The following is a 24,875-nucleotide window of genomic DNA, read 5'->3' on the forward strand; positions in this document are numbered from 1 at the left end:
TCCGCGGCCACCACACCATCGAACCCTCAGGAGACTCCCCATGAAGAAATTCGTCCAAGGCCTCGTCGCCGCCTGCGCCATCGTCGCCAGCGTGGCCGCGCATGCGCAGTTCACTGACAAGACCGTCACCATCGTCGTGCCCTACGCGCCCGGCGGCGCGGCCGACGCGCTGGCCCGCGTGTTGGCCCAGCGCCTGGGAACCAAGCTCGGCACCAGCGTGATCGTGGACAACCGCGCAGGCGCCAGCGGCACCATCGGCGAGAGCTATGTGGCCAAGGCCAGGCCCGACGGCACCACGCTGCTCTACGACGCGACGCCGTACTCGATCAACCCGCATCTGTTCCCCAAGATGCCGTACGCGGCCGACGCGCTGCAGCCGCTGGCGCTGGTGGCCCTGGCACCCAACGTGTTGATCGTCAAGGGCGATTCGCCGATCAAGGACGTGAAGGATCTCGTGGCCCGCGCCAAGGCCCAGCCCGGCAAGCTCAACTACGCCTCGGGCGGCAGCGGCACGGTGCAGCGCCTGGCCTCCGAACTGCTGCGCCAGAAGCTGGCCCTGGACATGGTGCACGTGGGCTACAAGAGCGGCGGCCCGGCCATCGTCGACGTGACCGGCGGGCAGGTGGACTTCATGTTCGCCACCGTGGCGGCCGCCGCGCCGCTGGTGGAGTCCGGCAAGCTGCGCGCGCTCGCGGTGTCCTCGCTCGAGCGCAGCAAGCGCCTGCCCAACGTGCCCACCGTGGCCGAGACGGTCGTGCCCGGCTACGAGGCCTACGAATGGCATGGCCTGCTGCTGCCCGCGGGCGTGCCGGCCGCCACCGTCCAGGTGCTGCACAAGGCGCTGGTGGAGGTCATGGCCGAGGACGAAGTCAGGCAGCGCTTCGTCGACATGGGCACCCAGCCCGTCGGCTCCACGCCGGCCGAGTTCGGCGCCTTCCTGAAGAAGGAAGACGCCAAGTGGGCCGAGGTGGTACACAAGGGCGGCATCAAGCTGGACTGATCCGGTGGTTGCGCACTCGGCCGGCCCCAAGCGGCCACCCGGCGCCATGCCGGCTGGCGCCTGCGACAGCCACATGCACATCTTCGACCCGCGCTTCGCGCCATCGCCGCACTGGCAGCGCACGCCACCGCGGGCCGAAGTGGCCGCCTACCGGCGGCTGCAGCAGCGCCTGGGCCTCTCGCGTTGCGTGATCGTCACGCCGTCCACCTACGGCACGGACAACGCCTGCACGCTGGACGCGCTGGCGCAGCTGGGGCGCGCCGCACGCGGCGTGGCCGTGGTCGATGCCGAAGTCGGCGACGCCGAACTCGACCGCCTGGCTGCCGCGGGTGTCTGCGGCCTGCGCGTGAACTTCGTCTCGCCCCAGTCCTGGGGATGCACCACCCCGCACATGCTGGAGCGGCTGGCGCACAAGGCCGTTCGGCTGGGCTGGCACATCCAGTTGCTGGCCTCGCCCGCGCAGATCGTCGCGATGCAGGCGTTGCTGGCCCGCCTGCCCGTGCCGCTGGTCGTCGACCACCTGGGCCGCATCGACGCCGCCCTGGGCGTGGCCAGCCCGGCCTTCGGCGTGCTGTGCGGGCTGCTGGACGCGGGCCGCACCTGGCTCAAGCTCTCGGGTGTCTACATGGCGTCGCGCACCGGCGCGCCGGCCTATGGCGACGCCCGGGCGCTGGGCCGGGCCTTCGTGCAGGCTGCGCCCGAGCGCATGCTCTGGGGCAGCGACTGGCCGCATACCACCGAGCCGAGCGGCAGCGTCGACGATGCCGACCTGCTGGATGTGCTGCGCGCCTGGTGCGGCTCGGATGCCGTGGTGGATGGCATCCTCGTCGCCAACCCGGCCCGGCTCTACGGTTTTCCTGGAGATCCTTGATGTTCCTGCTGCAACCACCCCAGGTCCGCGACCTGGAACTCTTCACCGCCATGCCCGCCGCCCTGCGCCGCCCCGAGCGCAGCGACTGGGCCGATGCCAACCGCGGCGGCGCCGTCACCGACTCCTTCCTCGAAGGCCCGGTGTTCGACGATGCCGGCAACCTCTACGTGAGCGACATCCCCTGGGGCCGCGTGTTCCGCATCGACACCGCGGGCCAGTGGTCGCTGGTGGCAGAGTACGACGGCGAGCCCAACGGCCTCAAGTTCCTGGACGCGCGCACGCTGCTCGTCACCGACTACAAGAACGGCCTCATGCGGCTGGACGTGACGACGGGCGCGGTCACGCCGCACCTGCAGCGCCGCAACTCCGAGCGCTTCAAGGGCGTCAACGACCTGGTGTTCGACGCGGCCGGCAACCTGTACTTCACCGACCAGGGCCAGACCGGCCTGCACGACCCGACCGGCCGGCTCTACCGGCTGCGCCCCGATGGCCAGCTCGACCTGCTGCTGGCCAACGTGCCCAGTCCCAACGGGGTGGCCCTGTCGCCCGACGGCAAGCTGCTGTACCTGGCCGTCACGCGCGGCAACTGCGTCTGGCGCGTGCCGCTGCTGCCGGACGGCAGCGTGGCCAAGGTCAGCCAGTTCTTCACCTCCTATGGCCCCAGCGGCCCGGACGGCCTGGCCGTGGACGCGCAGGGCAGGGTGCTGGTCGCCAACCCGGGGCTGGGGGTTGTCTGGGTGCTGAACCACCGGGCCGAGCCGGTCCAGGTGCTGCGCGGCGCGGCCGGTGCGTCCCTCACCAACCTCGCGTTCGGCGGTGCGGACCGGCGCACGCTCTATGTGACCGACTCCACGCACGGGCAGGTGCTGCGCACGGCCATGGATGCGCCCGGGTTGGCACTGGCACGCGGGGAGGGACACGGGCAGAGCGCGTAAGCTCGCCCAGCCATGAACAAACTGCACACGGAACTCCAGCGCCTGTACCTCGTCCGCGAACCTGCCTTGCCGGGTGCGCCATCGCCGCCTGCAGCCCTGGTCGGCCCGGACGGCCAGGTGCGCGCGCTCGTCATCGAGCTGACGCGCACACCCGATTGGGATGTGCTGTCGCGCGTCTGGCAAGGCGTGCAGGCCGAGCTGGATCTGCCGGCCCCGGCCATCGCGGTCTCGGGCACCGACGCCCTGCAGCTGTGGTTCTCGCTGGCCGAGCCAGTGACGGCGGAGCAAGGCCATGCTTTCCTGGAAGGCTTGCGCCAGCGTTTCCTGGCCGATGTCGACGCCCGCCGCGTGCGCCTGCTGCCCACGCCCGACCTGCAACACACCGTCCAGCCGGTTCCCGCGGCGCAGCCCGCCACGGGCAACTGGTCGGCGTTCCTCGCGCCCGATCTCGCGCCGGTCTTCGGCGACACGCCCTGGCTCGACATTCCGCCCAACGAAGAGGGCCAGGCCAGCCTGCTGCGCGGCATCGCGGTCACCGGCCAGGCGGCATTCGAAGCCGCGCTGCAGGCGCTGGCCGCGCCGGTGGAACCGGCGGTGCAGGCCGCGCCGGCCCCTCCGCCGCAGGCCCCGGCGCAGCCGCCGGCCATGGCTGCGGCGGGCGACCCGGTGCGTTTCCTGCGCAGGGTGATGGACGACGAATCCGTGCCCATGGCCTTGCGCATCGAGGCCGCCAAGGCCTTGCTGCCGCACTCAGGCCAGCGCGGCTGACGTCTCGGCTGCTTCGCGCAGCCGCTGGTGCGCGGGGCTGTCGGGGTCGACGGGCTGCTGGTTGCGCGCCTGCAGGTAGTGGTAGGTGAACACGTCCAGGTAGGCGTTCAGCGTCTCGGCCGCCACCGTCTCGCCGGCCAGCGCCAGGCACAGCGCGGCCACCTCGCTGGTGCAGAAGTGGTCGTTGCGGCGCGAGCGGCGCAGCCTGTACGCCGAAGCCCGGTCGGGTTCCAGGCTCAACACCGGCAAGCCGGCCAGGTACGGGCTCTTGCCGAACATCTTGCGCGCCTCTGACCAGGTGCCGTCCAGCAGGATGAAGAGCGGGCGCCTGGCCGGTGCGGCCGCGTCTGGCTGCACGGCGTGCACCACGCGCTCGGGCGCTGCGTACTCGCCCGGGAACACCACATAGGGCTGCCATTGCGGGTCGGCCAGCAGCGCGAGCAGGGCGGGATCGACCTCTGTGCGCGCCCAGCCGAAGGCGTAGGTGTCGGCCACCATGTCGGCGATCAGCCAGCCGGTGTTGCTGGGCTTGAGCGGCTCGATGTCGGCCATCAGCAGGCACATGCCTGCGCGTGTGGGCACCATGGGACGCAGCCCGCAGAGGCAGTGGCTGGGCAAGAGGCGGCAGCCGGCGCAGCGCGGGCTGCGCGAGCCGCGGCGTGCGAGAAAGGGCTTGACGCTGTGCGTGAGCCGGTCGGCGCGCAGCTGGGAAACGGCATGGGGCATGCGGCGATTGTCGGTCCAGGGCCGGACCGCCCCCGCCACGACCGGCGCCACTCTTTGGCACGCATGTTGCGATATGTGGTGTACCGCACTCTTTGGGCCGGGAAGATTCACGATCCGGGTGCGTTTTTCCAAACAGGTGGCATACCACATGAGCCGAGGCGGTTCCGCAGGCATCGATCTGGTGCAGCCGGGACAGGCGAGGGCGGTGGCGTGCCTGACAGACCACGAAAGGATCTCCATGCTTGCCGTGTCCGTCCGAGAGCCCGAGAACGTGCTCGACCCCGCCCACTTCGACAGCGTGCGCCGGCCCTTGGCGCAGGCCGAGACGATGCCGCCGTGGACCTATACCTCGCAGCGCTTCTTCGAGGCCGAGCGCGACCGCATCTTCTTTCGCCACTGGAACTGCATCGGCCACCACAGCAAGGTGCCGGCCGCGGGCAGCTACTACACCTTCGACTTCATCGGCGTGCCGCTGATCGTGGTGCGCGGCGACGACATGCAGGTGCGCGCGTTCGTCAACTCCTGCGCGCACCGCGGCGCCGAGGTCATGACGGGTTCGGGCGAGTGCAAGTTCATGAAGTGCCCCTACCACGCCTGGACGTTCGACCTCAAGGGCCAGCTGTTCGCCACGCCGCTGGTGGACGAGAGCGCCTGCTTCAAGAAGGCAGAGCACGGCCTGCGGCAGGTCAAGCTCGAGCTGTTCGACGGGCTCATGTGGATCAACCTCGACCCCGCCAGCTGCAGCCTGGCCGAGCACCTGGGCGACCTGCCCGAGCGCACGAAGCCATGGCACGCCGACGAGATGGTCTGCGTGAACCGCACCGAACTGACCGTCAACGCCAACTGGAAGCTGTTCAGCGAGAACTTCAGCGACGGCCTGCACGTGCCCTTCGTGCACCAGACGTCGATCGCGAAGAAGAAGGTCTCCAAGCGCGACTTCCACGACCCGGCGGTGTTCAAGGGCAACTACCTCATGCACTACACCTACTTCGACGGCACGCGCGGCGTGCCCGAAGGCGAGCGCAAGCTGCCCGAGCTGGACCTGCCGCCCGAGATGAAGCGCGGCACCTTCTTTCCCGTGGTGCACGCCAATGCGCTGATGGGCTATGCGGTCGACAGCCTGTCGATCCACGAGGTGCATCCCAAGGGCCCCACCGAGACATTGCTGGTCAGCTCGATGATGGTGCCCAAAGCCAGCACCGAGATCCCGGAATTCGAGGCCATCATCGCCAGGTACGCCGAGACCTCCGCCACCGTGCGCGCCGAGGACCGCGACGCCGCCGAGTGGCAGCAGCGCGGCCTGCGTTCGCTGGTCAACCGACGCGGCTGCTATGCCGAGCCCGACCGGCTCGTGCACGACTACGACCGCTGGATCATCGACCAGGTCGTCGGCGCCTGAGCCCGGCCATGCGCACGCTCGACACCTGGCTGCCGCCGGCCGGCATCGCGTTCCTGCTGCTGCTGTGGGAGGGCAGCGTGCGCGCCTTCGGCATCTCGGCCTTCGTGCTGCCGCCGCCCACGGCGGTGGCGCGCTCGCTGTGGACGGGCTTGTCCAACGGCGTGTACCTGCAGCATGCGGCGCTGACGGCTGGCGAGGCGCTGGGCGGCTTCGTGCTGGCGCTGGCAGCCGGCGTGGCGCTGGGCGCACTCATCGCCGAGCTGCGCTGGCTCGAGAAGGCGCTGTACCCGCTGCTGGTGGCGCTGCAGGCCATGCCCAAGGTGGCGCTGGCGCCGCTGGTCATCATCTGGCTGGGCTACGGCATCCAGTCGAAGATCGTCCTGGCGGGTCTGCTGGGCTTCTTCCCGATCCTGATCAACACGATCGCGGGCCTCAAGAGCTGCGACGCGGGCAAGGTCGATGTCATGCGTGCGCTAGGCGCGGGCCGCTGGCAGACCTTCCGCTGGGTCAAGCTGCCCAACGCGCTGCCCTTCGTGTTCGCCGGCATCAACGTGGCGGCGTCCTTCGTCGTGCTGGGCGCCGTGACGGGCGAGTTCCTGGGCGCCAAGGAAGGCCTGGGCACGCTGATCCTCTTGGCCAACAACGAGCTGGACACGGCGCAGATCTTCTCGATCCTGCTGATGCTGGGCCTGCTCGGCTTCGTGCTGTACAGCGCGGTGCGCTTCGCGCAGCGCCGGCTGCTGGCCTGGGCGCCGGCCGAGACCATCCCATCCACCTGAGGGCCGCCCCATGAGCGCACCGAACTCCGTTCCCATGATCGCGGTCGAGCGGCTGACCAAGGTCTACCGCAGCGTGGCCGCCGAGCAGGTGACCGCCCTAGCCGACATCTCCATGCAGATCGGCGCCGGCGAATTCGTCAGCGTGGTGGGGCCGTCCGGTTGCGGCAAGACCACCTTGCTGCGCATCCTCGCTGGCCTGGTCGGCCAGTACCAGGGCAGCGCCGAGATCCGCGGCCAGGCGCTGAAAGGCCCCAGCCGCAGCGTGGGCGTGGCCTTCCAGGACGCCAACCTGCTGCCCTGGCGCAACATCCTGGACAACGTGCTGCTGCCGGCCCAGGTGCTGCACCTGGACATGGAGCAGAGCCGCGCGCGTGCCCGCGAACTGCTCGAACTGGTCGGCCTGCGCGGCTTCGAGCGCAAGCTGCCGCACGAGCTCTCGGGCGGCATGCGCCAGCGCGTGTCGATCGCACGTGCGCTGCTGCACGACCCCGAGATCCTGCTCATGGACGAACCCTTCGGCGCGCTGGACGCGATCACGCGCGACAACATGAACTTCGAGCTGCGCCGGATCTGGAAGCAGTCGAACAAGACGATCTTCCTGATCACGCACTCCATCCCCGAGGCGGTGTACCTGAGCAGCCGGGTGTTCGTGATGTCGCCCAGGCCCGGCCGCATCGTCGGCGAGGTCGGCATCGCGCTGGGCGACGAGCGGCCGCTCTCCGTCATGGCCGATGCTGCGTTCGGCGCCCATGTGGGCGAACTGCGCCAGGCGCTGGACCGCTCGGAAGCGGCCAACCACGCTGCGCTGCCCCTGCGCAAGGCGGCGTGATGGCGGCGCTCGGCATGGACATTCCCGGCCTTGCACCCCCGCGCCGTGCGGCCGCATGGCTGGCGCGCGCCGGCGACCTGGCGTTGCCGGCGGCGGCCATCGCGCTGATCTTCGCGGCCTGGGAGTGGGGCGTGGCGCTGCTGGGCATCGGCGCCTACCTGCTGCCGCCGCCCAGCCAGGTGTTCGCGGCCATCGCCACCATGGCGCGCGACGGCTCGCTGTGGGCCAACGCCCAGGTCACGCTGGGCGCCACGCTCACGGGCTTCGCCATCGCGCTGGCGGCTGGCATCGCGGTGGGCGGGCTCATCGCGCAGAGCCGGCTCGTCGAACGCACGGTCTACGGCTACCTGGTGGCCATCCAGACCCTGCCCAAGATCGCGCTGGCGCCGCTGTTCGTGGCGTGGTTCGGCTTCGGCCTGTCGTCCAAGGTGGCGGTGGCGGCGCTGATCGCGTTCTTCCCCATCGTCGTCAACGTGATCGCGGGCCTCAAGAGCTGCGACCCGGGCCGCCTCGATGTGATGCGCGCGCTCTCGGCCAGCCGCTGGCAGGTGTTCCGCCATGTGCAGCTGCCCTCGGCGCTGCCCTTCATCATGGCCGGCGCCGACGTGGCCATCGTCTTCGCGCTGACGGGCGCCATGGTCGGCGAGTTCGTCGGCGCCACGGCCGGCCTGGGCTACCAGATGGTGCTGTCCAACTCGCAGATGGAGGTGCCCAAGGTCTATGGCGTGCTGGTTGTGCTGGGCGGCATCGGGATGCTGCTGCACGGCGCGGTCGCGCTGCTGCGCCGCCGGCTGCTGTCCTGGATGCCGGCAGAGGCCGCTCCGTCTTCCCCGTCCCGTTCCTGAAGGAGTTCACCATGCCCCACCTGCACCGTCTCGCGCTGGCCGCCGCCGCGCTGTTCGCCGCCAGCGCGGCCCTGGCCGCCGGCCCCTACAAGACCAGCTTCGGCCCGACGACGGTGGACATCTCCACCGGCCACGCCGGCCATTCGTCCATTCCCCGCAAGATGGGCTACTGGGCAGCCGACAACGTGGAGGTGGATGTGTTCGGCGCGGCGGGCGCCGTGGCCGGCCTGCAGATGGTGGCCTCGGGCAAGATGGACTTCATCACCGTGACGGCCGAGGCGCTGATGCAGGCGCAGGCCCAGGGCATGCCGGTGCAGGCCTTCTACGTGCACGCCCGCGCGCCGATCTCCAAGCTCGTGGTGCCCAAGGATTCGGCCATCAAGAGCGTCAAGGACCTCCAGGGCAAGACCATCGGCATGCCGGTGCTGGAGGCCAGCAGCGGCTACTTCGGTGGCCTGTTCCGCGAGGCCGGCCTGGCCTTCGGCAAAGACGTGAAGATCATCGCCACCGGCACCGGCGCGCCGCCGGCCCTGGCCCTGCAACGCGGCGACATCGTGGCCTGGGCCGCCTGGGACACGGCCGTGGCGAGCCTGGAGAACCGCGGAGCGCAGTTCACCGAATTCAAGCCGGGCTTCTACGACGACCTGGTCGGCAACGTGATCGTGACACGCACCGAGATGTTGGAGAAGCATCCCGAGGTGGTGGTCGCGGTGGGCCGCGGCATCGCCAAGGCCGTGCATTTCGGCCTGGCGAATCCCGAAGGCGCGATCAAGATCCATTGGGAGGTCTACCCGCAGACCAAGCCGCAGAACGCCGATCCGGCGGTGGCCATGAAGGACGCCATGAGCGTCTTCGTCTCGCGCTTCGACAGCTACAAGCTGGCGCCCGGCATGCAATACGGCGCCGCACGGCCCGAGCAGTGGGACACCATCGCCCGGCTGGCGCGTGAGGCCGGTGCCAACCTGCCGGCCAGCTACAACCCGCGTCAGGCCTACACCGACAGGTTCATCGCCGAGATCAACAGGTTCGACCGCAACGCGGTCGAGGCGCAGGCCAGGAACTACCGGTGAGCCGCGGCCCTAGCGCTCGCCCTTGCGGTACGGCTTCATGAGCGCCTGCGGATAGGCCGCCTTGCGCGCCACCACGATGAGCGCCACGATGGACAGCACGTAGGGCAGCATCAGGTACAGCTGGTAGGGCAGAACGGCATCGCCCGACTGCTGCAGCCGCAGCTGCAGCGCGTCGAAGAACGCGAACAGCAGCGCGCCCAGCAGCGCCTTGCCGGGCCGCCAGGAGGCGAACACCACCAGCGCCACGCAGATCCAGCCGCGGCCGTTGACCATGTTGAAGAAGAAGGCGTTGAACGCCGAAAGCGTGAGGAAGCTGCCCGCCACGCCCATCAGCGCCGAACCCGCCACGACGGCGGCCGTGCGCGTGCGTGCCACCGACAGGCCCTGGCCTTCCGCGGCCTGCGGGTTCTCGCCGACCATGCGCAGCGCCAGGCCCGCCGGCGTACGGTACAGGGCATAGGCGACCAGCGGCACCAGCAGCAGGGCCGCCAGCGTGAGCGGCGTCAGCGCGTTCAGGATGGGCACGGGCAACCAGTCCATGGGCGCGAAGGGCGTGACCGTGGGCGGCGTCGTCACCTTCGGAAAGCTCACGCGGTAGCCGTAGTACGACAGCGCCGTGGCCAGCATGGTGATGCCCAGGCCCGAGACATGCTGCGACAGCGCCAATCCCACGGTCAGGAAGGCGTGCAACAGGCCGAACACGGCGCCCGTCAGCGCCGCCACGCCCACGCCGACCCACAGCGGCCAGCCCGCGTAGACGGCCAGCCAGCCGGCGAAGGCTCCCGCGACCATGATGCCCTCGATGCCCAGGTTGAGCACGCCGGCGCGCTCGCACAGCAGCACGCCGAGCGTGCCGAGGATCAGCGGCGAGGCGATGCGCAGCACCGCCACCCAGAAGGCGCCGTTGGCCAGGATGTCCAGGATGTCGCTCATCGGCGTACCCGGTACTGCGTCAGCAGCGTGGCCACCAGCACTGCCAGCAGCGCGGTGGCGACGATCACGTCGGCGATGTAGGTCGGCACGCCCACGGCGCGGCTCATGGTGTCGGCGCCGACCAGCACGCCGGCCACGAACACCGCCGAGGCGACCACGCCCAGCGGGTGCAGGCCGGCCAGCATGGCGATGACGATGCCCGCGTAGCCGTAGTTGGGCGACATGTCCAGCGTCACGTAGCTGGTGCGGCCCGCCACCTCGATGGCACCGGCCAGGCCGGCCAGCGCGCCCGAGAGCAGGGCGGTGAGCACCACGGTGCGTGTGACGGGAACACCCGCGAAAGCCGCGCCGCGCGCGTTGGCGCCCAGCGCGCGGATGTCGAAGCCCAGCACCGTGAAGCGGAAGATGGCCCAGACCGCGACGGCCAGCACGAGGCCCCACAGCAGGCCGGTGTGCACGCGCGTCTGCGCGACGAGCTTGGACAGTTCCAGCTCGCCCTGCAGCGCCACGCTTTGCGGCCAGCCCATGGCCAGCGGGTCTTTCATCGGCCCGTCCAGCAGCGCGCCGACGGCCAGCAGCATGATGAAGTTGAACAGCAGCGTGGTGACGACCTCGTCCACGCCGAGCTTGTTCTTCATGAGCGCCGGTCCCAGCAGCAACAGGGCGCCGGCCAGCGCCGCCGCCAGCATCATGAGCGGGAACAGCAGCCACACGGGCCATTCGAGGCCGGTGCCACCGTGCATGCCGCCGACGGCCACCGCGGCGATGGCGCCCGCGTAGAGCTGGCCTTCTGCGCCGATGTTGAACAGCCTGGCCTTGAAGGCCACGGTTGCGGCCAGGCCGGTCAGGATCAGCGGGATGGCGCGCGTGAGCGTCTCGCTCCAGGCGAACACCGAACCGAAGCCGCCCGCGAGCAGCAGGCCGTAGGTGCGCGCGACGGGTGCGCCGGCCCACAGCACGAGCAGCGCGGCGACGAGCAGCGTGAACGCGACCGCACCCACAGGCGCCAGCAGCAGCGCGCCGCGCGAGACCTCATGGCGACGTTCCAGCCTCATGCCGGCACCTCCGCGCTGCCGGCCATGGCCAGGCCGATGGCCTCGCGCGTCCATGCTTCGGCGGGCCGCGCCGGCCCCAGGTGGCCGGCGTGCATCACCGCCACGCGGTCGCCCAGCGTCAGCACCTCGTCCAGGTCGTCGGAGATCAGCAGCAGGGCCGCGCCTGCATCGCGCGCCGCGATCAGCTGCTGCTGCACGAAGGCGACGGCGCCGATGTCCAGCCCCCAGGTCGGCTGGTGCACGACGATGAGCGCGGGGACGGAAGACTGCGCGTCGGCCGTCGGCAACAGCGCCCGGCCCAGGATCAGTTTCTGCATGTTGCCGCCCGAGAGCGACCGGGCCGGCGTGCGCAGGCCGCCGCCACGCACGTCGAAGGTGTCCACGATGCGCTGGGCCTGCGCAGTGGCGGCGCGTCGGCGGATCCAGCGCAGGCCGGCCCGTGCGCGGGAGAACATGGGCGAGCGCAGCCGCTCGGCGACGGCGTTCTCCCACAGCGGCAGGTCGCCGACCACGCCCGTGCCGTGCCGGTCCTCCGGAATCCGTGCCACGCCCTGCTGCACCAGCGCACCCGGCGTGCGGGGCAGCGGCCGGCCCTGCAGCGTGGCGGTGCCGGCGGTCGCAGCGCGCATGCCGGTCAACAACTCGGCCAGCGCGGCCTGGCCGTTGCCGGACACGCCGGCGATCGCCGTGATCTCGCCGGCGCGCAGCGTCAGCGAGAGGTCGCGCAGACGGTCGTTGCCATGGCCGGCGGTGCGCACGTTCATCAGCTCGCACACCACGGCACCGATCTTGTGCGCCGGCTGGCGCTCGCGCTGCTGCACGGCATGGCCCACCATCCAGCGTGCGAGCTGGGCCTGGTCGCAGTCGGCGGTGCGGCCCTCGGCCACGAGCTTGCCGTGGCGCAGCACGGCCACGCGGTGCGACACGCGCAGCACCTCGCCGAGCTTGTGGCTGATGAAGATGACGGCCAGGCCCTGCGCGACCATCCCGGCCAGGGTGTCGAACAGCTGCTCGCTCTCCTGCGGCGTCAGCACGGCCGTGGGTTCGTCGAGGATCAGGATGCGCGCGCCGCGGTACAGGGCCTTGAGGATCTCCACGCGCTGGCGTTCGCCGACCGAGAGGTCGCCCACGCGCACATCCGGGTCCACGGGCAGGCCGAAGCGCCGGGCCACATCGAGCAGGTGCGTGCGTGCGGCGGCGCGCCGCAACAGGGGCCGCCACAGCGGCTCGGTGCCCAGGATGATGTTGTCGAGCACGCTGAGGTTGTCGGCCAGCGCGAAGTGCTGGTGCACCATGCCCACGCCGGCTGCCAGCGCGGCGCGCGGGTTGCCGGGCGCAAGCGGCCGGCCGAACACCTCGATGCGGCCCGCGTCGGCGGTGTAGTGGCCGAACAGGATGGACATCAGCGTCGATTTGCCGGCGCCGTTCTCGCCCAGCAGGGCCAGTACCTCGCCTTCGCGCAGATCCAGCGCGATGCCGTCGTTGGCGAGCAGGCTGCCAAAGCGCTTGGTGATGCCTTCAAGGCGCAGCACCGTGGGCGCGTCCGCCCTCATTTGGCGGTGGGTTTGGGCTGGCCGTCGTCGATCTTCACGGTGAACTTGCCGGCCAGGATCTCGGCCTCGCGCGCGCGCACCTTGGCCACCAGGTCGGCCGGGATCTTCTTCTCGAAGGTGCCGAGCGGCGACAGTGCCGAGCCCTTGTGCTGCATGTGCGAGTACACGCCGTACTCCTCGGGCTTGAACTGGCCGTCCTTGACCAGCTTGAGGGCACGGTCGATCGAGGGCTCCATGTTCCACAGCGCGGAGACGACCACGGTGTCGGGGTACTGGGCCTGGGTGTCGATCACGTTGCCGATGGCCAGGACCTTGCGCTCCTTGGCCGCGTCGCTCACGCCGAAGCGCTCGGCATAGAGGATGTCGGCGCCCTTGTCGACCATGGCGAAGGCGGCTTCCTTGGCCTTGGGCGGATCGAACCAGCTGTTGATGAAGCTCACGCTGAACTCCGCCTTGGGATTGATTTCCTTCGCGCCGGCCATGAAGGCGTTCATGAGGCGGTTGACCTCGGGAATTGGGAAGCCGCCGACCAGGCCGATCTTGTTCGACTTGGTCATGCCGCCGGCCACCATGCCCGTGAGGTAGGCCGGCTCCTGGATGTAGTTGTCGAACACGCTGAAGTTGGGCGCCTGCGGCTTGCCCGAGCTGCCCATGAGGAACATGGTCTTGGGGAAGTCCTTGGCGACCTTGCGCGCGGCCGCCTCCACGGCGAAGGCCTCGCCCACGATGAGCTGGTTGCCGGCCGTGGCGTACTCGCGCAGCACGCGCTCGTAGTCGGCATTGGCCACGTTCTCGGTGGCCTTGTATTCGATCTCGCCGCGGGCCTCGGCGGCCTTGAGCGCCTTGTGGATGCGGCCCACCCATTGCTGCTCGAAGGGCACGGTGTAGACCGCGGCGACCTTGGGCTTGGCCTGCTGGGCGAGGGCGAGGTGCGGCAGGCCGATGGCGGCGATGGCGGCGGCGAGGATCAGGGGACGGCGCTGGGTCATGTTGTGTTCACTCCTTGTGGCGCGGACGGGCGGCTGCGCTGTCCAGCAATATCGGTGCCACGGTGCCGCGACCGTCCATGGGGCGGCGTGGTGCGAGCTGCTGAAGGCATACCGAGCGTAAACGCAAAAGGGGCGTGCGCCGGCACCAGAACGGCGCGGCCCCTAGAATGCCGCAGCTTTGCGCAAGCGCCTTCCGGGCGCTTTTTTTTGTTGGCGACGCCTGTGAGTTCCCCCGCTTCCTCTTCTTCCCCGACAGCCGCCGGCGGCGTGCTGCGCCATCCCGGCATGCGCGCCTTCATGGCCGCGCGCGTGGCTGCGGTGCTGGCCACCCAGGTGCAGGCCGTGGTCGTGGCCTGGCAGGTCTACGACCTCACGCGCGAGCCGCTGGCCCTGGCCTATGTGGGGCTGGCGCAGTTCATCCCCATGCTGTGCCTGCTGCTGCCGGCCGGCGACCTGATGGACCGTTTTGCGCGCCGTCCCATCCTGGCCGCGGCCTGGGTGGTGTCGGCGCTGTGCAGCGCGCTGCTGTGGTGGCTGTCGGGCCACGGGGTGGCGGGCGTCTCGTCCATCTACGGCGTGCTGGTGCTGTACGGCGGCGCCCGCGCCTTTGCCGGGCCGGCGCTGCAGAGCCTGCTGCCGCAGATCGTGCCGCGCGAGCAGCTGGCCCAGGCGATGGCCGTCAACAGCATGCTGATGCGCAGCGCCACGATCACCGGCCCCTTCCTGGGCGGGCTGCTCTACGCCCTGGGCGGCGGCGAGCTGACCTACCTGGTGTGCCTGGGCTGCTTCTTGCTCGGAGCCGTGCTGCTGCGCTACGTGACGGTGGCCCACGCTGCGCCGCGCGCCGTGGGCGGCACGATCTGGACGCGCTTTGCCGAGGGCATCGGCTTCATCCGCTCGCGGCCCGTGATCCTGGGCTGCATCTCGCTGGACCTGTTCGCCGTGCTGCTGGGCGGCGTGGTCGCGCTGCTGCCGATCTACGCGCACGAGGTGCTGCACGTGGGGCCGCAGGGGCTGGGCGCGCTGCGCAGCGCCATGGCCGTGGGCGAGGTCGGGATGGGCCTGTACCTGAGCGCCCGGCCGCTCAACCGGCGCGTGGGCGCGACCATGTTCGGCGCCGTGGCGGTGTTCGGCGTGGCCAACCTGGTTTTCGCGCTGTCGCACTGGTTCTGGCTGTCGTTCGCGGCGCTGCTGGTGGCGGGCATGGCCGACATGGTCAGCGTCTACATCCGCGGGGCGCTGGTGCAGTTCTCCACGCCCGACGCCATGCGCGGGCGCGTGCAGGCGGTCAACATGCTGTTCATCGGCTCGTCCAACGAAGTGGGCGAGTTCCGCGCCGGCACCAGCGCGGCCTGGCTGGGGCCGGTCGGGGCGGCTGTGGCGGGCGGCCTGTGTACATTGGGCGTGGTCGGCACCTGGGCCACGGCCTTCGGCGGGCTGCGCCGGCTGGACCGCTTCGAAGAGGCCAGCCCGCCGCCTTGAAGGCCCTGGGGTTGCCACCAGCTATGGCATACTGTTTCGGCGCAGAACGGTGGCTCCACCGCCCTGCGGAGCCGGATGGTCCCGCCTCGGGGCCATGGCAGCGAAACCGCAAGGAGGTCACATGACGAGATGCTTCACGGAAGGCGATGGCTTCGCATAAGGGCGATCCGTCGTTCTGGAGGCCCAGCTTCGTGCTGGGCCTTTTGTTTTTTGCGGCCCTGATTTCGCTGGCCTTGTTCTTCTGGTGGCATGCCTGGCTGCGCCGCACGGCGCCGGGCGAGGCGCTGGACAAGCAGCAGATCGTGGTGCTGCTGGCGGCCTGGCTCGCCGTCATCGGCTGGATCACCACGGCCTGGACCTCGATCCGCAATTCGGTCAAGCAGCACACCGTCAACACGCTGCTGCAGTCGCGCCTGTCGGCCACCTACATGGAGCGCGCCGACCGGGTCAACAAGTTCTTCGGCGCCTACGAGGCGCGCCACTCGCTCAAGACGCGCGACCCCGATGCCGACCCGACCCAGGGCATCGCCGGCGACGACGAGGAGGCGCTGCGCTACATCCTCAACTACTTCGAATACATCGCCATCGGCGTGCGCCATGGCGACCTGCACGAGGCCATGCTGCGCGCCAGCCTGCGCTCCATCCTGACCAAGACCACCTTCTACTCGCGCGACTGGATCGAGCGGCGCGTGGGCGGCGGACCCACGCTGGCGCCCAATCCGCTGCTGTACCGCAACCTGCGCTGGCTCTACCTGCGCTGGCGCGACGAGGCGCCGGGCAACGACCTGCGGGCGTTCTCCATGGTGCGTGCATGATGCGTGCGCGACCGAACCGCCCCCGTCTGGCTCAGCGGTCCAGCGCCTCGCGCACCGCCCGCCCGAGCTCCAGCACCGCCATCGCGTAGTAGCTGGACCAGTTGTAGCGCGTGATCACGTAGAAGTTCTCGGTGCCGGCCACGTACTGCGGCGCCTCGGCCCCGTTCTGCAATTCGACCAGCGCCAGCGGGCCGGCATGCGCCAGCGCCTCGCCCTGCAGCACCGCACCCTTGGCGGTGAAGCTCTCCACGCTGAAGCTGGGCAGGATGTCGGGCGCCAGCAGGGTGTCCATGTCGGCCTGCGCGGCGAAGCCGACCGGGTAGGTGGCCGGCATGCCGCTCTTCCAGCCGAAGGCCTTGAAGTAGTTGGCGACCGAGCCGATCACGTCGTCCACGCTGTTGAACAGGTCGACGCGGCCATCGCCGTCGAAATCCACCGCGTAGCGCACCCAGCTCGATGGCATGAACTGCGGCATGCCCATGGCGCCGGCGTAGCTGCCGCGCCAGCTGTGCGGGTCCACGCCGGTGCGGTCGGACAGGCTCAGCAGCTGCTCCAGCTCGCCCAGAAAGAAAGCCGAGCGTTCGGCCGCGCGCGGGTGGGCTCTGGGGAAGTCGAAGGCCAGCGTCGTCACCGCGTCGATGACGCTGAAGCCGCCCATCTGCTGGCCATAGATGGATTCCACGCCGACGATGCCGACGATGATCTCGGCCGGCACGCCGTAGTCGCGCTCGGCACGCGCGAGGGCTTCGCGGTGTTCCTGCCAGAAGCGCAGGCCGGCGCGGATGCGGATGGGCTCGACGAAGCGGCTGCGGTACACGCGCCAGTTCTTGGGTGTGCCGGTGGGCGCCGGCGTCATGAGCCGCTGCACCTGGGGCAGCAGCCGGGCCTGGCCGATGGCCTGGCGCACCCATTCGCGGTCCAGGTCGCGGCGCGCGGCGATGTCGTCGGCCGCACGCAGCACCTCGGGCCGGGTGGCGTAGAGCGGGCCGGTGGCGGGTGCGGCGGCCTTGGCGGCGGGGCGCTTCTTGGTGGGGGCGGCAGACTGGGCCTGGACGGCGGCGGCGAGCAGGGCGGCTGCCAGCAGCGTGAGGCCGGATCGGAGCAAACGGTTCATGCAGGGGAGGATGGTGGTGGCCAGGGCAGGCGTTGGTACTCGCGCTGCAGCGTTGCCAGTTCCAGGGCCGGCGCGCGTGCATAGCGCTGCGCCTCCAGACGCAGCAGCCAGTCGCGCAAGGGCGCCAGCTGCTGCGGCCCGGCCGCGACAGCCGGCAACTGTACAAGCAGCTGGGCCAGCTGCCGGGGTGCGGCCTGCGGCGGCACGGCCAGGCCCGCGGCGCGCAGGCGCTCGCGCGCCTTGTGCAAGAGGCGCAACCAGGGATCGTGCTGGCGCCGGTCCCACAGCGTCCAGCCGGCACCGCCCAGGCTGGCCAGCACCACCAGGCCGATCAGCAGCCGGCCCAGGTCCTCCCAGTCGGGCGCCTCGAAGCCCAGCGCGCGCAGCAGGTCGAGCTGGCGGCTCTGCGTGTAGTTCAGCACCCACTGGTTCCAGCGGTTGTTGACGGCTTCCCAGGCCGCGCGCAGCTGGGCCGCGATGTTGGGGCTGACGTTGCCCACCGCCGTGGCGAACGCCCCTTGCGGTGCGCGCAGCCGGTCCAGGCTGCCGATGCGGCCCGGCATGACGGCGCCCGTGGGGTCCACGCGCACCCAGCCCTGGCCGGCATGCCAGACCTCCGTCCAGGCATGGGCGTCGCTCTGGCGCACGGTCCAGTAGCCGTCCACCGCGTTCATCTCGCCGCCCTGGTAGCCCGTGACGATGCGCGCCGGGATGTCCAGGGCGCGCATCAGCACCACGAAAGCCGAGGCGATGTGCTCGCAGAAGCCAGCCTTGCGGTCGAACCAGAATTCGTCGGCCGTGTGCTCGCCGTAGACGCCGGGTTCCAGCGTGTAGCTGTAGCCGCCCGTGCGCAGCCGGTCCAGCGCGGCGGCGACGAGCGCAGCGCTGCCGGCTTCGGCGTAGCGTGGGTCGCGCCGCATCTCGGCGGCCAGTGCCAGCGTGCGGGGGTTGCTGCCTGCGGGCAGCTGCAGATCACCCTGGAGTTCGGCCGTGCGGCGCTGCGGGCCGTAGCGGAAATCCGTGTGGCTCTGGGCGCGGAAGCGCACCAGGTCGGTGATGGGCCGGTTCGCCAGCCAGGCCAGGTCCTGCGTTTGCAGGGCGGAGAGGCCGGCGAGTTCGGGCCGGCGCGAGGCCACGTCGAGCAGCAGCAGCCAGGGCCGGTTGTGCGGCTCCAGCGTGACCTCGTAGCTGGTCGGTGTGCCGGCCAGCTGCAGATTGCGCTGCGGCGCGGTGTTGAAGCTGAAGTCGCCGCGGCCCTGGCGCCACTGGCGGCCATCGAATTCGGACAGTACCGGCCCACGGAAGTACAGCGCGTCTTGTGGCGGCGGCTGGCCGTCGAAGCGGATGCGCATGGCGATGCTGTCGTCCAGCGCCAGGCTGGCGAGGTTGCCCACTTCCATGGTGGACGACAGTCCGCTGCGTCCGCTCATGGCGTCGCTCGGGATGCCCCACAGCGGTGCCAGCCGCGGGAACAGCAGGAACAGCACCAGCATGATGGGCGCGCCGATGGCGGCCATGCGCAGTGCATGGCGTGCCGACTCGGCCAGCGGTGGCCGGCCCACCGGCATGTGGGCGTTGACGAGCGCCGTCAGCAGGCCCAGCAGGCCGACCAGCATGGCGGCGGCCGTCGCCAGCGACTGCGAGAAGAAGAAATTCGTGAGCATCGTGAAGAAGCCCAGGAAGAACACCACGAAGGCGTCGCGCCGGGCGCGCAGCTCCAGCGTCTTGAGCGCCAGCAGCGAGACCAGCAGCGTGACGCCCGCGTCGCGGCCCAGCAGCGTGCGGTGGCTCATGAGCGTGAGGCCCAGCGTCAGCGCCAGCAGGGCCCCCAACCACCAGCGCGAAGGCAGCGGCCGCGCGCCGAGCGCGATCCAGCCGCGCCACAGCAGCACGCCGCCGGCCAGCAGGCTGCACCACAGCGGCAGCCGCGGCACCTGGGGCAGCAGGATCCAGCCGATCACGGCGAGCAGGAACAGCGTGTCGCGGCCGTCGCGCGGCAGCTGGCCCGAGAGTCGGCCGGCCAGGCGATTCAGCACAGGGCCAGCGCCTCCAGGCAGCGCCGCTTGTGGGCCTCGCCGCTGGCGGGCGCCAGCTCCACGCCGGGCACGCGCAGCCCGTACTCGAGGTCCAGCCGGTCGGCCTGCAGCACCCAGGCGCACAGGCGCGCCAGGCGCTGCTCGCCGTCGGGCAGCTGGGCCAGTGCGGGCTCCAGCCAGAGCTCGTGGCGCTGGGCCTGCTGGCTGTCGCGGCTGACCAGCTCGCCGGCCTTGGCGGCTTTCTTCCAGACCACGAGCTTGAGCGGGTCGCCACGGCGGTAGGCGCGCACACCATCGAATTCGCCCGTGCTGGCGGCCTGGCGTGCCATGGCGCCGCCGGCGCGCGGCTCGCCCGCGGGCAGCGGTGGTGGATGCGCCTCGGGCTGTGGATAGACCAGCACCTGGGCGGCCGGGCGCCACAGCGTCCAGACGCGGAAGGCGCCCATCGGGAAGCGCGTCTCCAGCGTGAGCGTGGGAATGGCATGCAGGCCGCGCCGCGTGGGCGCAAAGGCCACGTGCACCTGGCTGCGGCCGCCGGCCGGCACATCGACGAAGGCCTGCTGCCTGGCGGTGTCCAGCAGGCTCGCGGCGATGGCGTGGCGCGGCGTCTTGCGCGTGCTGGCCAGCTCCAGCGTGAGCGTGCTGCCGTTGCCCAGGAACTGCGGCTCCGGTGGCAGCAGGTGCAGTTGCAGGCCGCGCAGCGTGGCATGGCCCACGTGCATGCCGACCAGGGCGCAGCCGGCCAGCAGGAAGGTCAGCAGGTAGCCCAGGTTCAACTGGTAGTTGATCGAGGCCAGCAGCAGCAACAGCACTGTGGCCGCCAGCATGAGGCCGGCGCGCGTGGGCAGGATGTAGATGTTGCGCTGGGTCAGCAGCAGCTGGTCGCTGCGCGGCAGCCGCGCCTCCCACCAGCGCCGCATGGCAGCCCGCCAGCGCGACCAGGGATTGAGGCGCGCGAGGGCCTTCACGGCAGCGGCACGGCCTCGACCATGGCGCGCACCTGCTCGACGGCGCCACGCCCGGCGTCGCCCACCGGCACCAGCCGGTGCGCCACGGTCTGCGGCAGGATGGCCTGCACGTCGTCGGGCGCGACGTACTCGCGCCCGGCGAGCAGCGCCTGGGCCTTGGCCGCACGCACCACGGCGATGCCGGCGCGCGGCGACAGGCCCTGCAGGAACCAGCGGCCCGAGCGCGTGGCGGCGATCAGGTCCTGGACGTACTCGATCAGCGGCGGCGCCGCATGCACCTGCAGCACCTGGTGCTGCAACGCCTGCAGCTGCTCGCCGTTCAGCAGCGCGGGCAGGGCATCGACGAGATCGCGCCGGTCGTCGCCGGCCAGCAGCAGGCGTTCGGCCGCGCGGTCGGGGTAGCCGATGGAGATGCGCATCAGGAAGCGGTCGAGCTGCGATTCGGGCAGCGCGAAGGTGCCGAGCTGGTCCTGCGGGTTCTGCGTGGCGATCACGAAGAAGGGGCGCGGCAGCGGCCGCGTGGCGCCTTCGACCGTGACCTGCTTTTCCTCCATCGCCTCGAGCAGCGCGCTTTGCGTCTTGGGGCTGGCGCGGTTGATCTCGTCGGCCAGCAGGATCTGCGCGAACAGCGGGCCGGGATGGAAGACGAAGGCCTCCTTGCCGCGCTCGTAGACCGAAACCCCGGAGAGGTCGGACGGCATCAGGTCGGAGGTGAACTGCACGCGCGAGAACTGCAGGCCAAAGGTGCGCGCCAGCGCATGGGCCAGCGTCGTCTTGCCCACGCCCGGCACGTCCTCGATGAGCAGGTGGCCGCCGGCCAGCAGGCAGGCCACGCAATCCTGGACCTGGGCTTCCTTGCCCACGATGACGCCATTGAGCTGGCGCAAGAGGTCCTTGACTTTCTCTTGTACGATCATCGCGAAACCTTACCCGAAAACAATAGCAAGCGAGACGACGGCCGTGAACCAGACGGGATACTTCAGCCACCGCGACTGTTGGAAGCACGAGATGGGCCCCGGCCACCCGGAATGCCCGGAGCGGCTGGACGCCATCGAGGACCGCCTGCTCGCCTCCGGTGTGGGCGATGCGCTGGACCGGCGCGAAGCGCCGCTGGCCACCGTGAGCGACCTGGAGCTCGCGCACGGCCGCATGCACGTGGCCGCCATCCGCGGCATGACCGACAACCTGCAGGAGCAGATCATCGCGGGCGGCCCCACGCACGCGCAGATCGATCCCGACACCAGCCTCAACGTGCACACCTGGAACGCCGCGCTGCGTGCCGCCGGTGCCGCGCTGGCCGCAACCGATGCGGTGATCGGCGGCGAACTCGAGAACGCCTTCTGCTCGGTGCGCCCGCCCGGCCACCACGCCTGCCGCGACCAGGCCATGGGCTTTTGCTTCTTCAACAACGTGGCGCTGGCCGCCCGCTATGCGCTGGAGCGCCACGGCCTGTCGCGCGTGGCCATCATCGATTTCGACGTGCACCACGGCAACGGCACCGAGGACATCGTGGCCGGCGACCCGCGCATCCTGATGGCCAGCTTCTACCAGCACCCGTTCTACCCGATGGACTGGCCGCACCGCCAGGCCGACAACCTCGTCAACCTGCCAGTGCCGGCCTACACGCGCGGCATGGACGTGCGCGAGATGATCGACATGCTCTGGCTGCCGCGCCTGGAGGCGCACAAGCCGGAGATGATCTTCATCAGCGCCGGCTTCGATGCGCACCGCGAGGACGACATGGGCCAACTTGGCCTGGTCGAGCAGGACTACGTCTGGATCACGACCTGCATCAAGGACATCGCACGCCGCCACGCCAAGGGCCGCATCGTGAGCTGCCTGGAGGGCGGCTACCACCTGGGCGCACTGGCGCGCAGCGTGGAGGCGCACATCCGCGTGCTGGCCGACCTGTAACGCCCGCAGCGGCGCCGCCTGCTGCAGCTACCATGGGCCGGTGCACCCGGCGCCGGGTGCGCGACCACACAACATCCCAGGGAGTGCACGCATGGCAAACATCCATTTCATCGGTGGCGAGAAAGGTGGCGTCGGCAAATCGCTGACGTCACGCCTGCTCGCGCAGTACTGCATCGACCGGCAACTGCCGTTCGCCGCCTTCGACACCGACCGTTCGCACGGCGCGCTGCTGCGCTTTTACGCCGACTACGCGACGCCCGTGGCCATGGACCGCGCCGAGGCGCTGGACGCCATCGTCGAGGCCGCCGCCGAGCAGCCCGAACGCCGCGTGCTGGTCGACCTGGCCGCGCAGACGCACGAGACGCTGGCGCAATGGATGGAAGAGGCCGGCCTGCTGGCCGTGGCCGCCGACGAGGGCATCCAGCTGACCTACTGGCATGTGATGGATGCCGGCAAGGACTCGGCCGACCTGCTGGCCAAGCTGCTCGACCGCTTCGGCGACGGCCTGCGCTACGTGCTGGTGCGCAACCAGGTGCGCGGCAGCGACTTCGCGGCGCTGGAGCAATCCGGCCAGCAGCAGCGCGCCGCGGCGCTGGGCGCCAAGGTGGTGCAGCTCAAGAAGCTCAGCGAGGGCGCTCTGCTCAAGATCGACGGCACCAGCAGCAGCTTCTGGAAGGCCACGACACCCGGCGGCGGCCTGGGCCTGCTGGACCGCCAACGCGTGAAGACCTGGCTGGCCGACAGCTACCGCGAGTTCGACGCGGTCGGCGTGTGATCGACATCCAGGGGCTGCGCTTCGCCTTTCCCGGCGAGCCGCCGCTGGTCGCCGACTGGTCGGCCCGCATCGGCCCCGGCATCACGCTGCTGCACGGCGACACCGGCGCCGGCAAGAGCCTGCTGCTGCGCTTGCTGGCCGGCGTGCAGGCGGCCGACGCCGGCCGCTTGCAGATCGGCGATGCGGTGCTGGCCGACGCGCCGACGCGCTACCGCGCGCAGCTGTTCTTCGTCGACCCGGCCACGCAGCAGTTCGACCAGATGACGGGCCAGGCCTGCCTCGCGCAGCTGGCCGGGGCCGATGCCGACCAGGCCCTGCGCGATGCGCTGGTCGATGGTTTCGGCCTGGCGCCGCACCTGGAGAAATCGCTCTACATGCTCTCCACCGGCTCCAGGCGCAAGGTCTGGCTGGCGGCCGCGCTCGCCGGGCGCAGGCCCGTGGTGCTGCTGGACGAGCCCGCGGCGGCGCTGGACCAGGGTTCGGTACGTTGCCTGTGGGATGTGCTGGCCCAGATCGGCGCCACGCGCCGGCGCACGGTGGTGGTGGCCAGCAGCGAGGCCACCACGAGCCTGCCGCTGGCCGCGCGGATCGACCTGCCGCTGCGCTGACTCAGCTGCGCTCGCCGCGCCCTTGCGTGGCCAGCAGAACACCGAGCGCCACGGCGCCGACCACCGCCAGGCCCAGGCCGAGCGCCAGCTTGTTCCGGGGCTTGGGTTCGGGACGGAAGCCGCCGTGCACGGCCGGATGGCGCGAGGCGTCGAACAGGTTGCCCTGGGTGATCGGCGTGCGCTCGGCGCGTGCGAGCGCGCGGTCGGCCACCCACTTGCCGATGCGGCCCGTCGTGGCGGGGGCGGCAGACTGCGCCAGCCGGCCGGCCAGCGTGCCCGCGCCCAGCCACAGCGTGGGCCGCGGCCTGCGCGCCAGGCGCACGATGGCGCTGGCCACGGCATCCGGGTCCAGCGGCGGTGGGGGGCTGAGCTTGCGGCCAGTGTAGTTGGCGCCGTGCTGCAGGCCCGGCGTGTCGACGAAGGTGGGGCAGACATCGCACACATGCACGCCCGGCAGGTCGGACAGTTCGGCGCGCAGCGCGGCCGACCAGCCGCGCAGGCCGAACTTGCTGGCGGTGTAGGCGCCGGCATACGGCGTGGCGACCCAGCCGCCCAGCGAGATCATGTTGATCAGCACGCCGCTGTGCTGGCTGCGGAAGTGCGGCAGCACGGCATGGGCGCCATGCATGTGGCCGAGCAAGTTGGCTTCGAGCACGCGGCGGTGCGCTTCCATGGGCGTGGCCTCGAATCGGCCCACGGCGCCAACGCCCACGTTGTTGATCCACACGTCGATGCCGCCGAAACGCCGCAACGCGGCGCCGGCCAGGGCGCGCACGGCCTTGGCGTCGGTCACGTCGGTGGGCACGGCGATGGCCTGGGCGCCCAGCCGGGCGCACTGCGCGGCCACGCGCTCCAGGGCTTCGGTGCCTCGGGCCGCGAGCACGAGGCGCGCGCGCTGCTGGGCGAAGGCCAGTGCAGTGGCCCGGCCGATGCCGCTGGAGGCGCCGGTGATGACGACGACGGGGGAAGGGGGCAGGGAGGAGCGCATTCTTGGATCGGTGCGTTGTGCTCTGGATGACGGAGCGCACAGCATAGTTGCAATGGATGCGCCACGCGACGATGCGCCTGTGACCATCGGCATCTTCTGCATCGCTCCGACACGCAGCCGGCGTGCAGCCCTACAGGGCAGGTGCCGCGCGGCGGCGTGCAGCGCGGATTCGCCGGGCGCACTGGTGTTTCCACTGTCCCGCCGGTGTCTTTGGCCGACCGGCCAAGGCATTACCGCACACTAGAATCGAATAGTTTTTGTCCTGCAGGCTGCACAAGCAGCACATCCCAGAGGAGTCGCATCAATGAAGGTCCTGGTCCCCGTCAAGCGCGTGGTCGACTACAACGTGAAGGTTCGCGTGAAGTCCGACGGCAGCGGCGTTGACATCGCCAACGTCAAGATGAGCATGAACCCGTTTGACGA

The 24,875-nt window shown here is 70.7% G+C and carries 24 protein-coding genes and 1 pseudogene; 15 read left to right on the forward strand and 10 right to left on the reverse strand.

Annotation, left to right across the window (positions count from 1 at the left end):
• The first annotated feature begins 40 nt into the window (after nt 1-40).
• Genes DES41_RS20535 through DES41_RS20550 form a run of 4 tightly spaced genes read left to right on the forward strand, consistent with a single transcriptional unit; the run spans nt 41 to nt 3,574 of the window.
• Nucleotides 41-1,000 (forward strand): Bug family tripartite tricarboxylate transporter substrate binding protein, encoded by a 960-nt coding sequence (locus DES41_RS20535; protein ID WP_114469492.1) that lies wholly within the window; start codon nt 41-43, stop codon nt 998-1,000.
• Between the two features lie 46 nt (nt 1,001-1,046).
• Nucleotides 1,047-1,871: an amidohydrolase family protein gene (locus DES41_RS20540; protein ID WP_114469493.1), complete on the forward strand. Its 825-nt coding sequence runs from the start codon at nt 1,047-1,049 to the stop codon at nt 1,869-1,871.
• Entirely contained in the window at nt 1,871-2,806 is a 936-nt protein-coding gene (locus DES41_RS20545) for an SMP-30/gluconolactonase/LRE family protein (RefSeq protein WP_114469494.1), read from the forward strand. Before DES41_RS20540 ends, DES41_RS20545 begins: the two co-directional genes overlap by 1 nt.
• Nucleotides 2,807-2,818: 12 nt before the next feature.
• Nucleotides 2,819-3,574, forward strand: a complete 756-nt coding sequence (locus tag DES41_RS20550; protein ID WP_114469495.1) for a hypothetical protein — start codon at nt 2,819-2,821, stop codon at nt 3,572-3,574.
• Here DES41_RS20550 and DES41_RS20555 read toward each other — a convergent pair.
• Nucleotides 3,557-4,300 carry a tRNA-uridine aminocarboxypropyltransferase gene (locus tag DES41_RS20555; RefSeq protein WP_114469496.1) on the reverse strand — a complete coding sequence of 248 codons (744 nt, stop codon included), beginning with the start codon at nt 4,298-4,300 and terminating at the stop codon, nt 3,557-3,559. The two genes, DES41_RS20550 and DES41_RS20555, sit on opposite strands and share 18 nt — an antisense overlap.
• Before the next feature lie 238 nt (nt 4,301-4,538).
• Here DES41_RS20555 and DES41_RS20560 point away from each other — a divergent pair, with 238 nt between their 5' ends.
• From DES41_RS20560 to DES41_RS20580, 5 genes are read left to right on the forward strand one after another with little or no spacing between them, the layout of a single operon-like run.
• Nucleotides 4,539-5,699 (forward strand): aromatic ring-hydroxylating oxygenase subunit alpha, encoded by a 1,161-nt coding sequence (locus tag DES41_RS20560; protein WP_114469497.1) that lies wholly within the window; start codon nt 4,539-4,541, stop codon nt 5,697-5,699.
• 8 nt (nt 5,700-5,707) lie between these two features.
• A complete protein-coding gene (locus DES41_RS20565) occupies nt 5,708-6,478 on the forward strand; it encodes an ABC transporter permease (protein WP_114469498.1) in 771 nt (256 codons plus the stop codon).
• A 10-nt stretch (nt 6,479-6,488) separates the two neighbouring features.
• Nucleotides 6,489-7,307 (forward strand): ABC transporter ATP-binding protein, encoded by an 819-nt coding sequence (locus tag DES41_RS20570; protein WP_114469499.1) that lies wholly within the window; start codon nt 6,489-6,491, stop codon nt 7,305-7,307.
• Entirely contained in the window at nt 7,307-8,152 is an 846-nt protein-coding gene (locus tag DES41_RS20575) for an ABC transporter permease (protein WP_114469500.1), read from the forward strand. Before DES41_RS20570 ends, DES41_RS20575 begins: the two co-directional genes overlap by 1 nt.
• A gap of 11 nt (nt 8,153-8,163) precedes the next feature.
• Nucleotides 8,164-9,222 (forward strand): ABC transporter substrate-binding protein, encoded by a 1,059-nt coding sequence (locus DES41_RS20580; RefSeq protein ID WP_114469501.1) that lies wholly within the window; start codon nt 8,164-8,166, stop codon nt 9,220-9,222.
• Nucleotides 9,223-9,231: 9 nt separating this feature from the next.
• Here the strand turns inward: DES41_RS20580 and DES41_RS20585 are convergent, their stop codons facing one another.
• The 4 genes from DES41_RS20585 to DES41_RS20600 are packed head-to-tail and all read right to left on the reverse strand — an operon-like array spanning nt 9,232 to nt 13,752.
• Nucleotides 9,232-10,155 carry an ABC transporter permease gene (locus DES41_RS20585; RefSeq protein ID WP_114469502.1) on the reverse strand — a complete coding sequence of 308 codons (924 nt, stop codon included), beginning with the start codon at nt 10,153-10,155 and terminating at the stop codon, nt 9,232-9,234.
• Complete coding sequence (locus tag DES41_RS20590) at nt 10,152-11,210, reverse strand: ABC transporter permease (RefSeq protein ID WP_114469503.1); 1,059 nt, start codon at nt 11,208-11,210, stop codon at nt 10,152-10,154. The genes DES41_RS20585 and DES41_RS20590 overlap by 4 nt, the downstream gene beginning before the upstream one ends.
• Nucleotides 11,207-12,763, reverse strand: coding sequence for an ABC transporter ATP-binding protein (locus DES41_RS20595; RefSeq protein WP_114469504.1), 1,557 nt, complete (start codon nt 12,761-12,763; stop codon nt 11,207-11,209). Before DES41_RS20595 ends, DES41_RS20590 begins: the two co-directional genes overlap by 4 nt.
• A complete protein-coding gene (locus DES41_RS20600; RefSeq protein ID WP_114469505.1) occupies nt 12,760-13,752 on the reverse strand; it encodes a BMP family protein in 993 nt (330 codons plus the stop codon). Before DES41_RS20600 ends, DES41_RS20595 begins: the two co-directional genes overlap by 4 nt.
• A 222-nt stretch (nt 13,753-13,974) precedes the next feature.
• Here DES41_RS20600 and DES41_RS20605 point away from each other — a divergent pair, with 222 nt between their 5' ends.
• Both DES41_RS20605 and DES41_RS20610 read left to right on the forward strand, forming a co-directional pair.
• Nucleotides 13,975-15,234 (forward strand): MFS transporter, encoded by a 1,260-nt coding sequence (locus tag DES41_RS20605; RefSeq protein WP_245965793.1) that lies wholly within the window; start codon nt 13,975-13,977, stop codon nt 15,232-15,234.
• A gap of 146 nt (nt 15,235-15,380) precedes the next feature.
• A complete protein-coding gene (locus DES41_RS20610; protein WP_114469506.1) occupies nt 15,381-16,049 on the forward strand; it encodes a DUF4760 domain-containing protein in 669 nt (222 codons plus the stop codon).
• Between the two features lie 31 nt (nt 16,050-16,080).
• Here DES41_RS20610 and mltB read toward each other — a convergent pair whose 3' ends face one another.
• The 4 genes from mltB to DES41_RS20630 are packed head-to-tail and all read right to left on the reverse strand — an operon-like array spanning nt 16,081 to nt 21,084.
• Nucleotides 16,081-17,163, reverse strand: coding sequence for a lytic murein transglycosylase B (gene mltB, locus DES41_RS20615; RefSeq protein ID WP_114469507.1), 1,083 nt, complete (start codon nt 17,161-17,163; stop codon nt 16,081-16,083).
• Entirely contained in the window at nt 17,160-19,196 is a 2,037-nt protein-coding gene (locus tag DES41_RS20620) for a transglutaminase TgpA family protein (RefSeq protein ID WP_114469567.1), read from the reverse strand. Before DES41_RS20620 ends, mltB begins: the two co-directional genes overlap by 4 nt.
• Entirely contained in the window at nt 19,193-20,119 is a 927-nt protein-coding gene (locus DES41_RS20625) for a DUF58 domain-containing protein (protein ID WP_114469566.1), read from the reverse strand. Before DES41_RS20625 ends, DES41_RS20620 begins: the two co-directional genes overlap by 4 nt.
• Nucleotides 20,120-20,163: 44 nt before the next feature.
• On the reverse strand, nt 20,164-21,084 hold the full coding sequence (locus DES41_RS20630; RefSeq protein ID WP_114469508.1) for an AAA family ATPase: 921 nt from the start codon (nt 21,082-21,084) through the stop codon (nt 20,164-20,166).
• A 43-nt stretch (nt 21,085-21,127) separates the two neighbouring features.
• Between DES41_RS20630 and DES41_RS20635 the strand changes: the two genes are divergently transcribed.
• The 3 genes from DES41_RS20635 to DES41_RS20645 all read left to right on the forward strand — a co-directional run bounded on the left by DES41_RS20635 (nt 21,128) and on the right by DES41_RS20645 (nt 23,464).
• Complete coding sequence (locus DES41_RS20635) at nt 21,128-22,081, forward strand: histone deacetylase family protein (RefSeq protein WP_114469509.1); 954 nt, start codon at nt 21,128-21,130, stop codon at nt 22,079-22,081.
• Between the two features lie 91 nt (nt 22,082-22,172).
• On the forward strand, nt 22,173-22,856 hold the full coding sequence (locus tag DES41_RS20640; RefSeq protein ID WP_114469510.1) for a P-loop NTPase family protein: 684 nt from the start codon (nt 22,173-22,175) through the stop codon (nt 22,854-22,856).
• A complete protein-coding gene (locus DES41_RS20645) occupies nt 22,853-23,464 on the forward strand; it encodes an ABC transporter ATP-binding protein (protein ID WP_245965794.1) in 612 nt (203 codons plus the stop codon). The genes DES41_RS20640 and DES41_RS20645 overlap by 4 nt, the downstream gene beginning before the upstream one ends.
• A gap of 1 nt (nt 23,465) precedes the next feature.
• On the opposite strand, the gene DES41_RS20650 is transcribed toward DES41_RS20645, so the two are convergent.
• On the reverse strand, nt 23,466-24,452 hold the full coding sequence (locus tag DES41_RS20650; protein WP_245965795.1) for an SDR family oxidoreductase: 987 nt from the start codon (nt 24,450-24,452) through the stop codon (nt 23,466-23,468).
• A 304-nt stretch (nt 24,453-24,756) separates the two neighbouring features.
• Here DES41_RS20650 and DES41_RS20655 point away from each other — a divergent pair.
• Nucleotides 24,757-24,875 (forward strand): annotated as a pseudogene (locus tag DES41_RS20655) (electron transfer flavoprotein subunit beta/FixA family protein); the annotation flags it as partial.

The sequence above is a fragment of the Pseudorhodoferax soli genome, from assembly GCF_003337555.1.
In the GTDB taxonomy this organism is placed as follows: Bacteria; Pseudomonadota; Gammaproteobacteria; order Burkholderiales; family Burkholderiaceae_C; genus Pseudorhodoferax; species Pseudorhodoferax soli.

What these genes read in the sequence shown, in the direction of transcription:
- DES41_RS20560 (WP_114469497.1), top strand. Translation starts at nt 4,539, where the DNA reads ATGCTTGCCGTGTCCGTCCGAGAGCCCGAGAACGTGCTCGACCCCGCC.
- DES41_RS20590 (WP_114469503.1), bottom strand. Translation starts at nt 11,210, where the DNA reads ATGAGGCTGGAACGTCGCCATGAGGTCTCGCGCGGCGCGCTGCTGCTG.
- DES41_RS20540 (WP_114469493.1), top strand. Translation starts at nt 1,047, where the DNA reads ATGCCGGCTGGCGCCTGCGACAGCCACATGCACATCTTCGACCCGCGC.
- DES41_RS20595 (WP_114469504.1), bottom strand. Translation starts at nt 12,763, where the DNA reads ATGAGGGCGGACGCGCCCACGGTGCTGCGCCTTGAAGGCATCACCAAG.
- DES41_RS20610 (WP_114469506.1), top strand. Translation starts at nt 15,381, where the DNA reads ATGGCTTCGCATAAGGGCGATCCGTCGTTCTGGAGGCCCAGCTTCGTG.
- DES41_RS20650 (WP_245965795.1), bottom strand. Translation starts at nt 24,452, where the DNA reads ATGCGCTCCTCCCTGCCCCCTTCCCCCGTCGTCGTCATCACCGGCGCC.
- DES41_RS20550 (WP_114469495.1), top strand. Translation starts at nt 2,819, where the DNA reads ATGAACAAACTGCACACGGAACTCCAGCGCCTGTACCTCGTCCGCGAA.
- DES41_RS20600 (WP_114469505.1), bottom strand. Translation starts at nt 13,752, where the DNA reads ATGACCCAGCGCCGTCCCCTGATCCTCGCCGCCGCCATCGCCGCCATC.
- DES41_RS20625 (WP_114469566.1), bottom strand. Translation starts at nt 20,119, where the DNA reads ATGCGGCGCTGGTGGGAGGCGCGGCTGCCGCGCAGCGACCAGCTGCTG.
- DES41_RS20570 (WP_114469499.1), top strand. Translation starts at nt 6,489, where the DNA reads ATGAGCGCACCGAACTCCGTTCCCATGATCGCGGTCGAGCGGCTGACC.
- DES41_RS20640 (WP_114469510.1), top strand. Translation starts at nt 22,173, where the DNA reads ATGGCAAACATCCATTTCATCGGTGGCGAGAAAGGTGGCGTCGGCAAA.
- DES41_RS20565 (WP_114469498.1), top strand. Translation starts at nt 5,708, where the DNA reads ATGCGCACGCTCGACACCTGGCTGCCGCCGGCCGGCATCGCGTTCCTG.
- DES41_RS20535 (WP_114469492.1), top strand. Translation starts at nt 41, where the DNA reads ATGAAGAAATTCGTCCAAGGCCTCGTCGCCGCCTGCGCCATCGTCGCC.
- mltB (WP_114469507.1), bottom strand. Translation starts at nt 17,163, where the DNA reads ATGAACCGTTTGCTCCGATCCGGCCTCACGCTGCTGGCAGCCGCCCTG.
- DES41_RS20580 (WP_114469501.1), top strand. Translation starts at nt 8,164, where the DNA reads ATGCCCCACCTGCACCGTCTCGCGCTGGCCGCCGCCGCGCTGTTCGCC.
- DES41_RS20545 (WP_114469494.1), top strand. Translation starts at nt 1,871, where the DNA reads ATGTTCCTGCTGCAACCACCCCAGGTCCGCGACCTGGAACTCTTCACC.
- DES41_RS20585 (WP_114469502.1), bottom strand. Translation starts at nt 10,155, where the DNA reads ATGAGCGACATCCTGGACATCCTGGCCAACGGCGCCTTCTGGGTGGCG.
- DES41_RS20555 (WP_114469496.1), bottom strand. Translation starts at nt 4,300, where the DNA reads ATGCCCCATGCCGTTTCCCAGCTGCGCGCCGACCGGCTCACGCACAGC.
- DES41_RS20575 (WP_114469500.1), top strand. Translation starts at nt 7,307, where the DNA reads ATGGCGGCGCTCGGCATGGACATTCCCGGCCTTGCACCCCCGCGCCGT.
- DES41_RS20630 (WP_114469508.1), bottom strand. Translation starts at nt 21,084, where the DNA reads ATGATCGTACAAGAGAAAGTCAAGGACCTCTTGCGCCAGCTCAATGGC.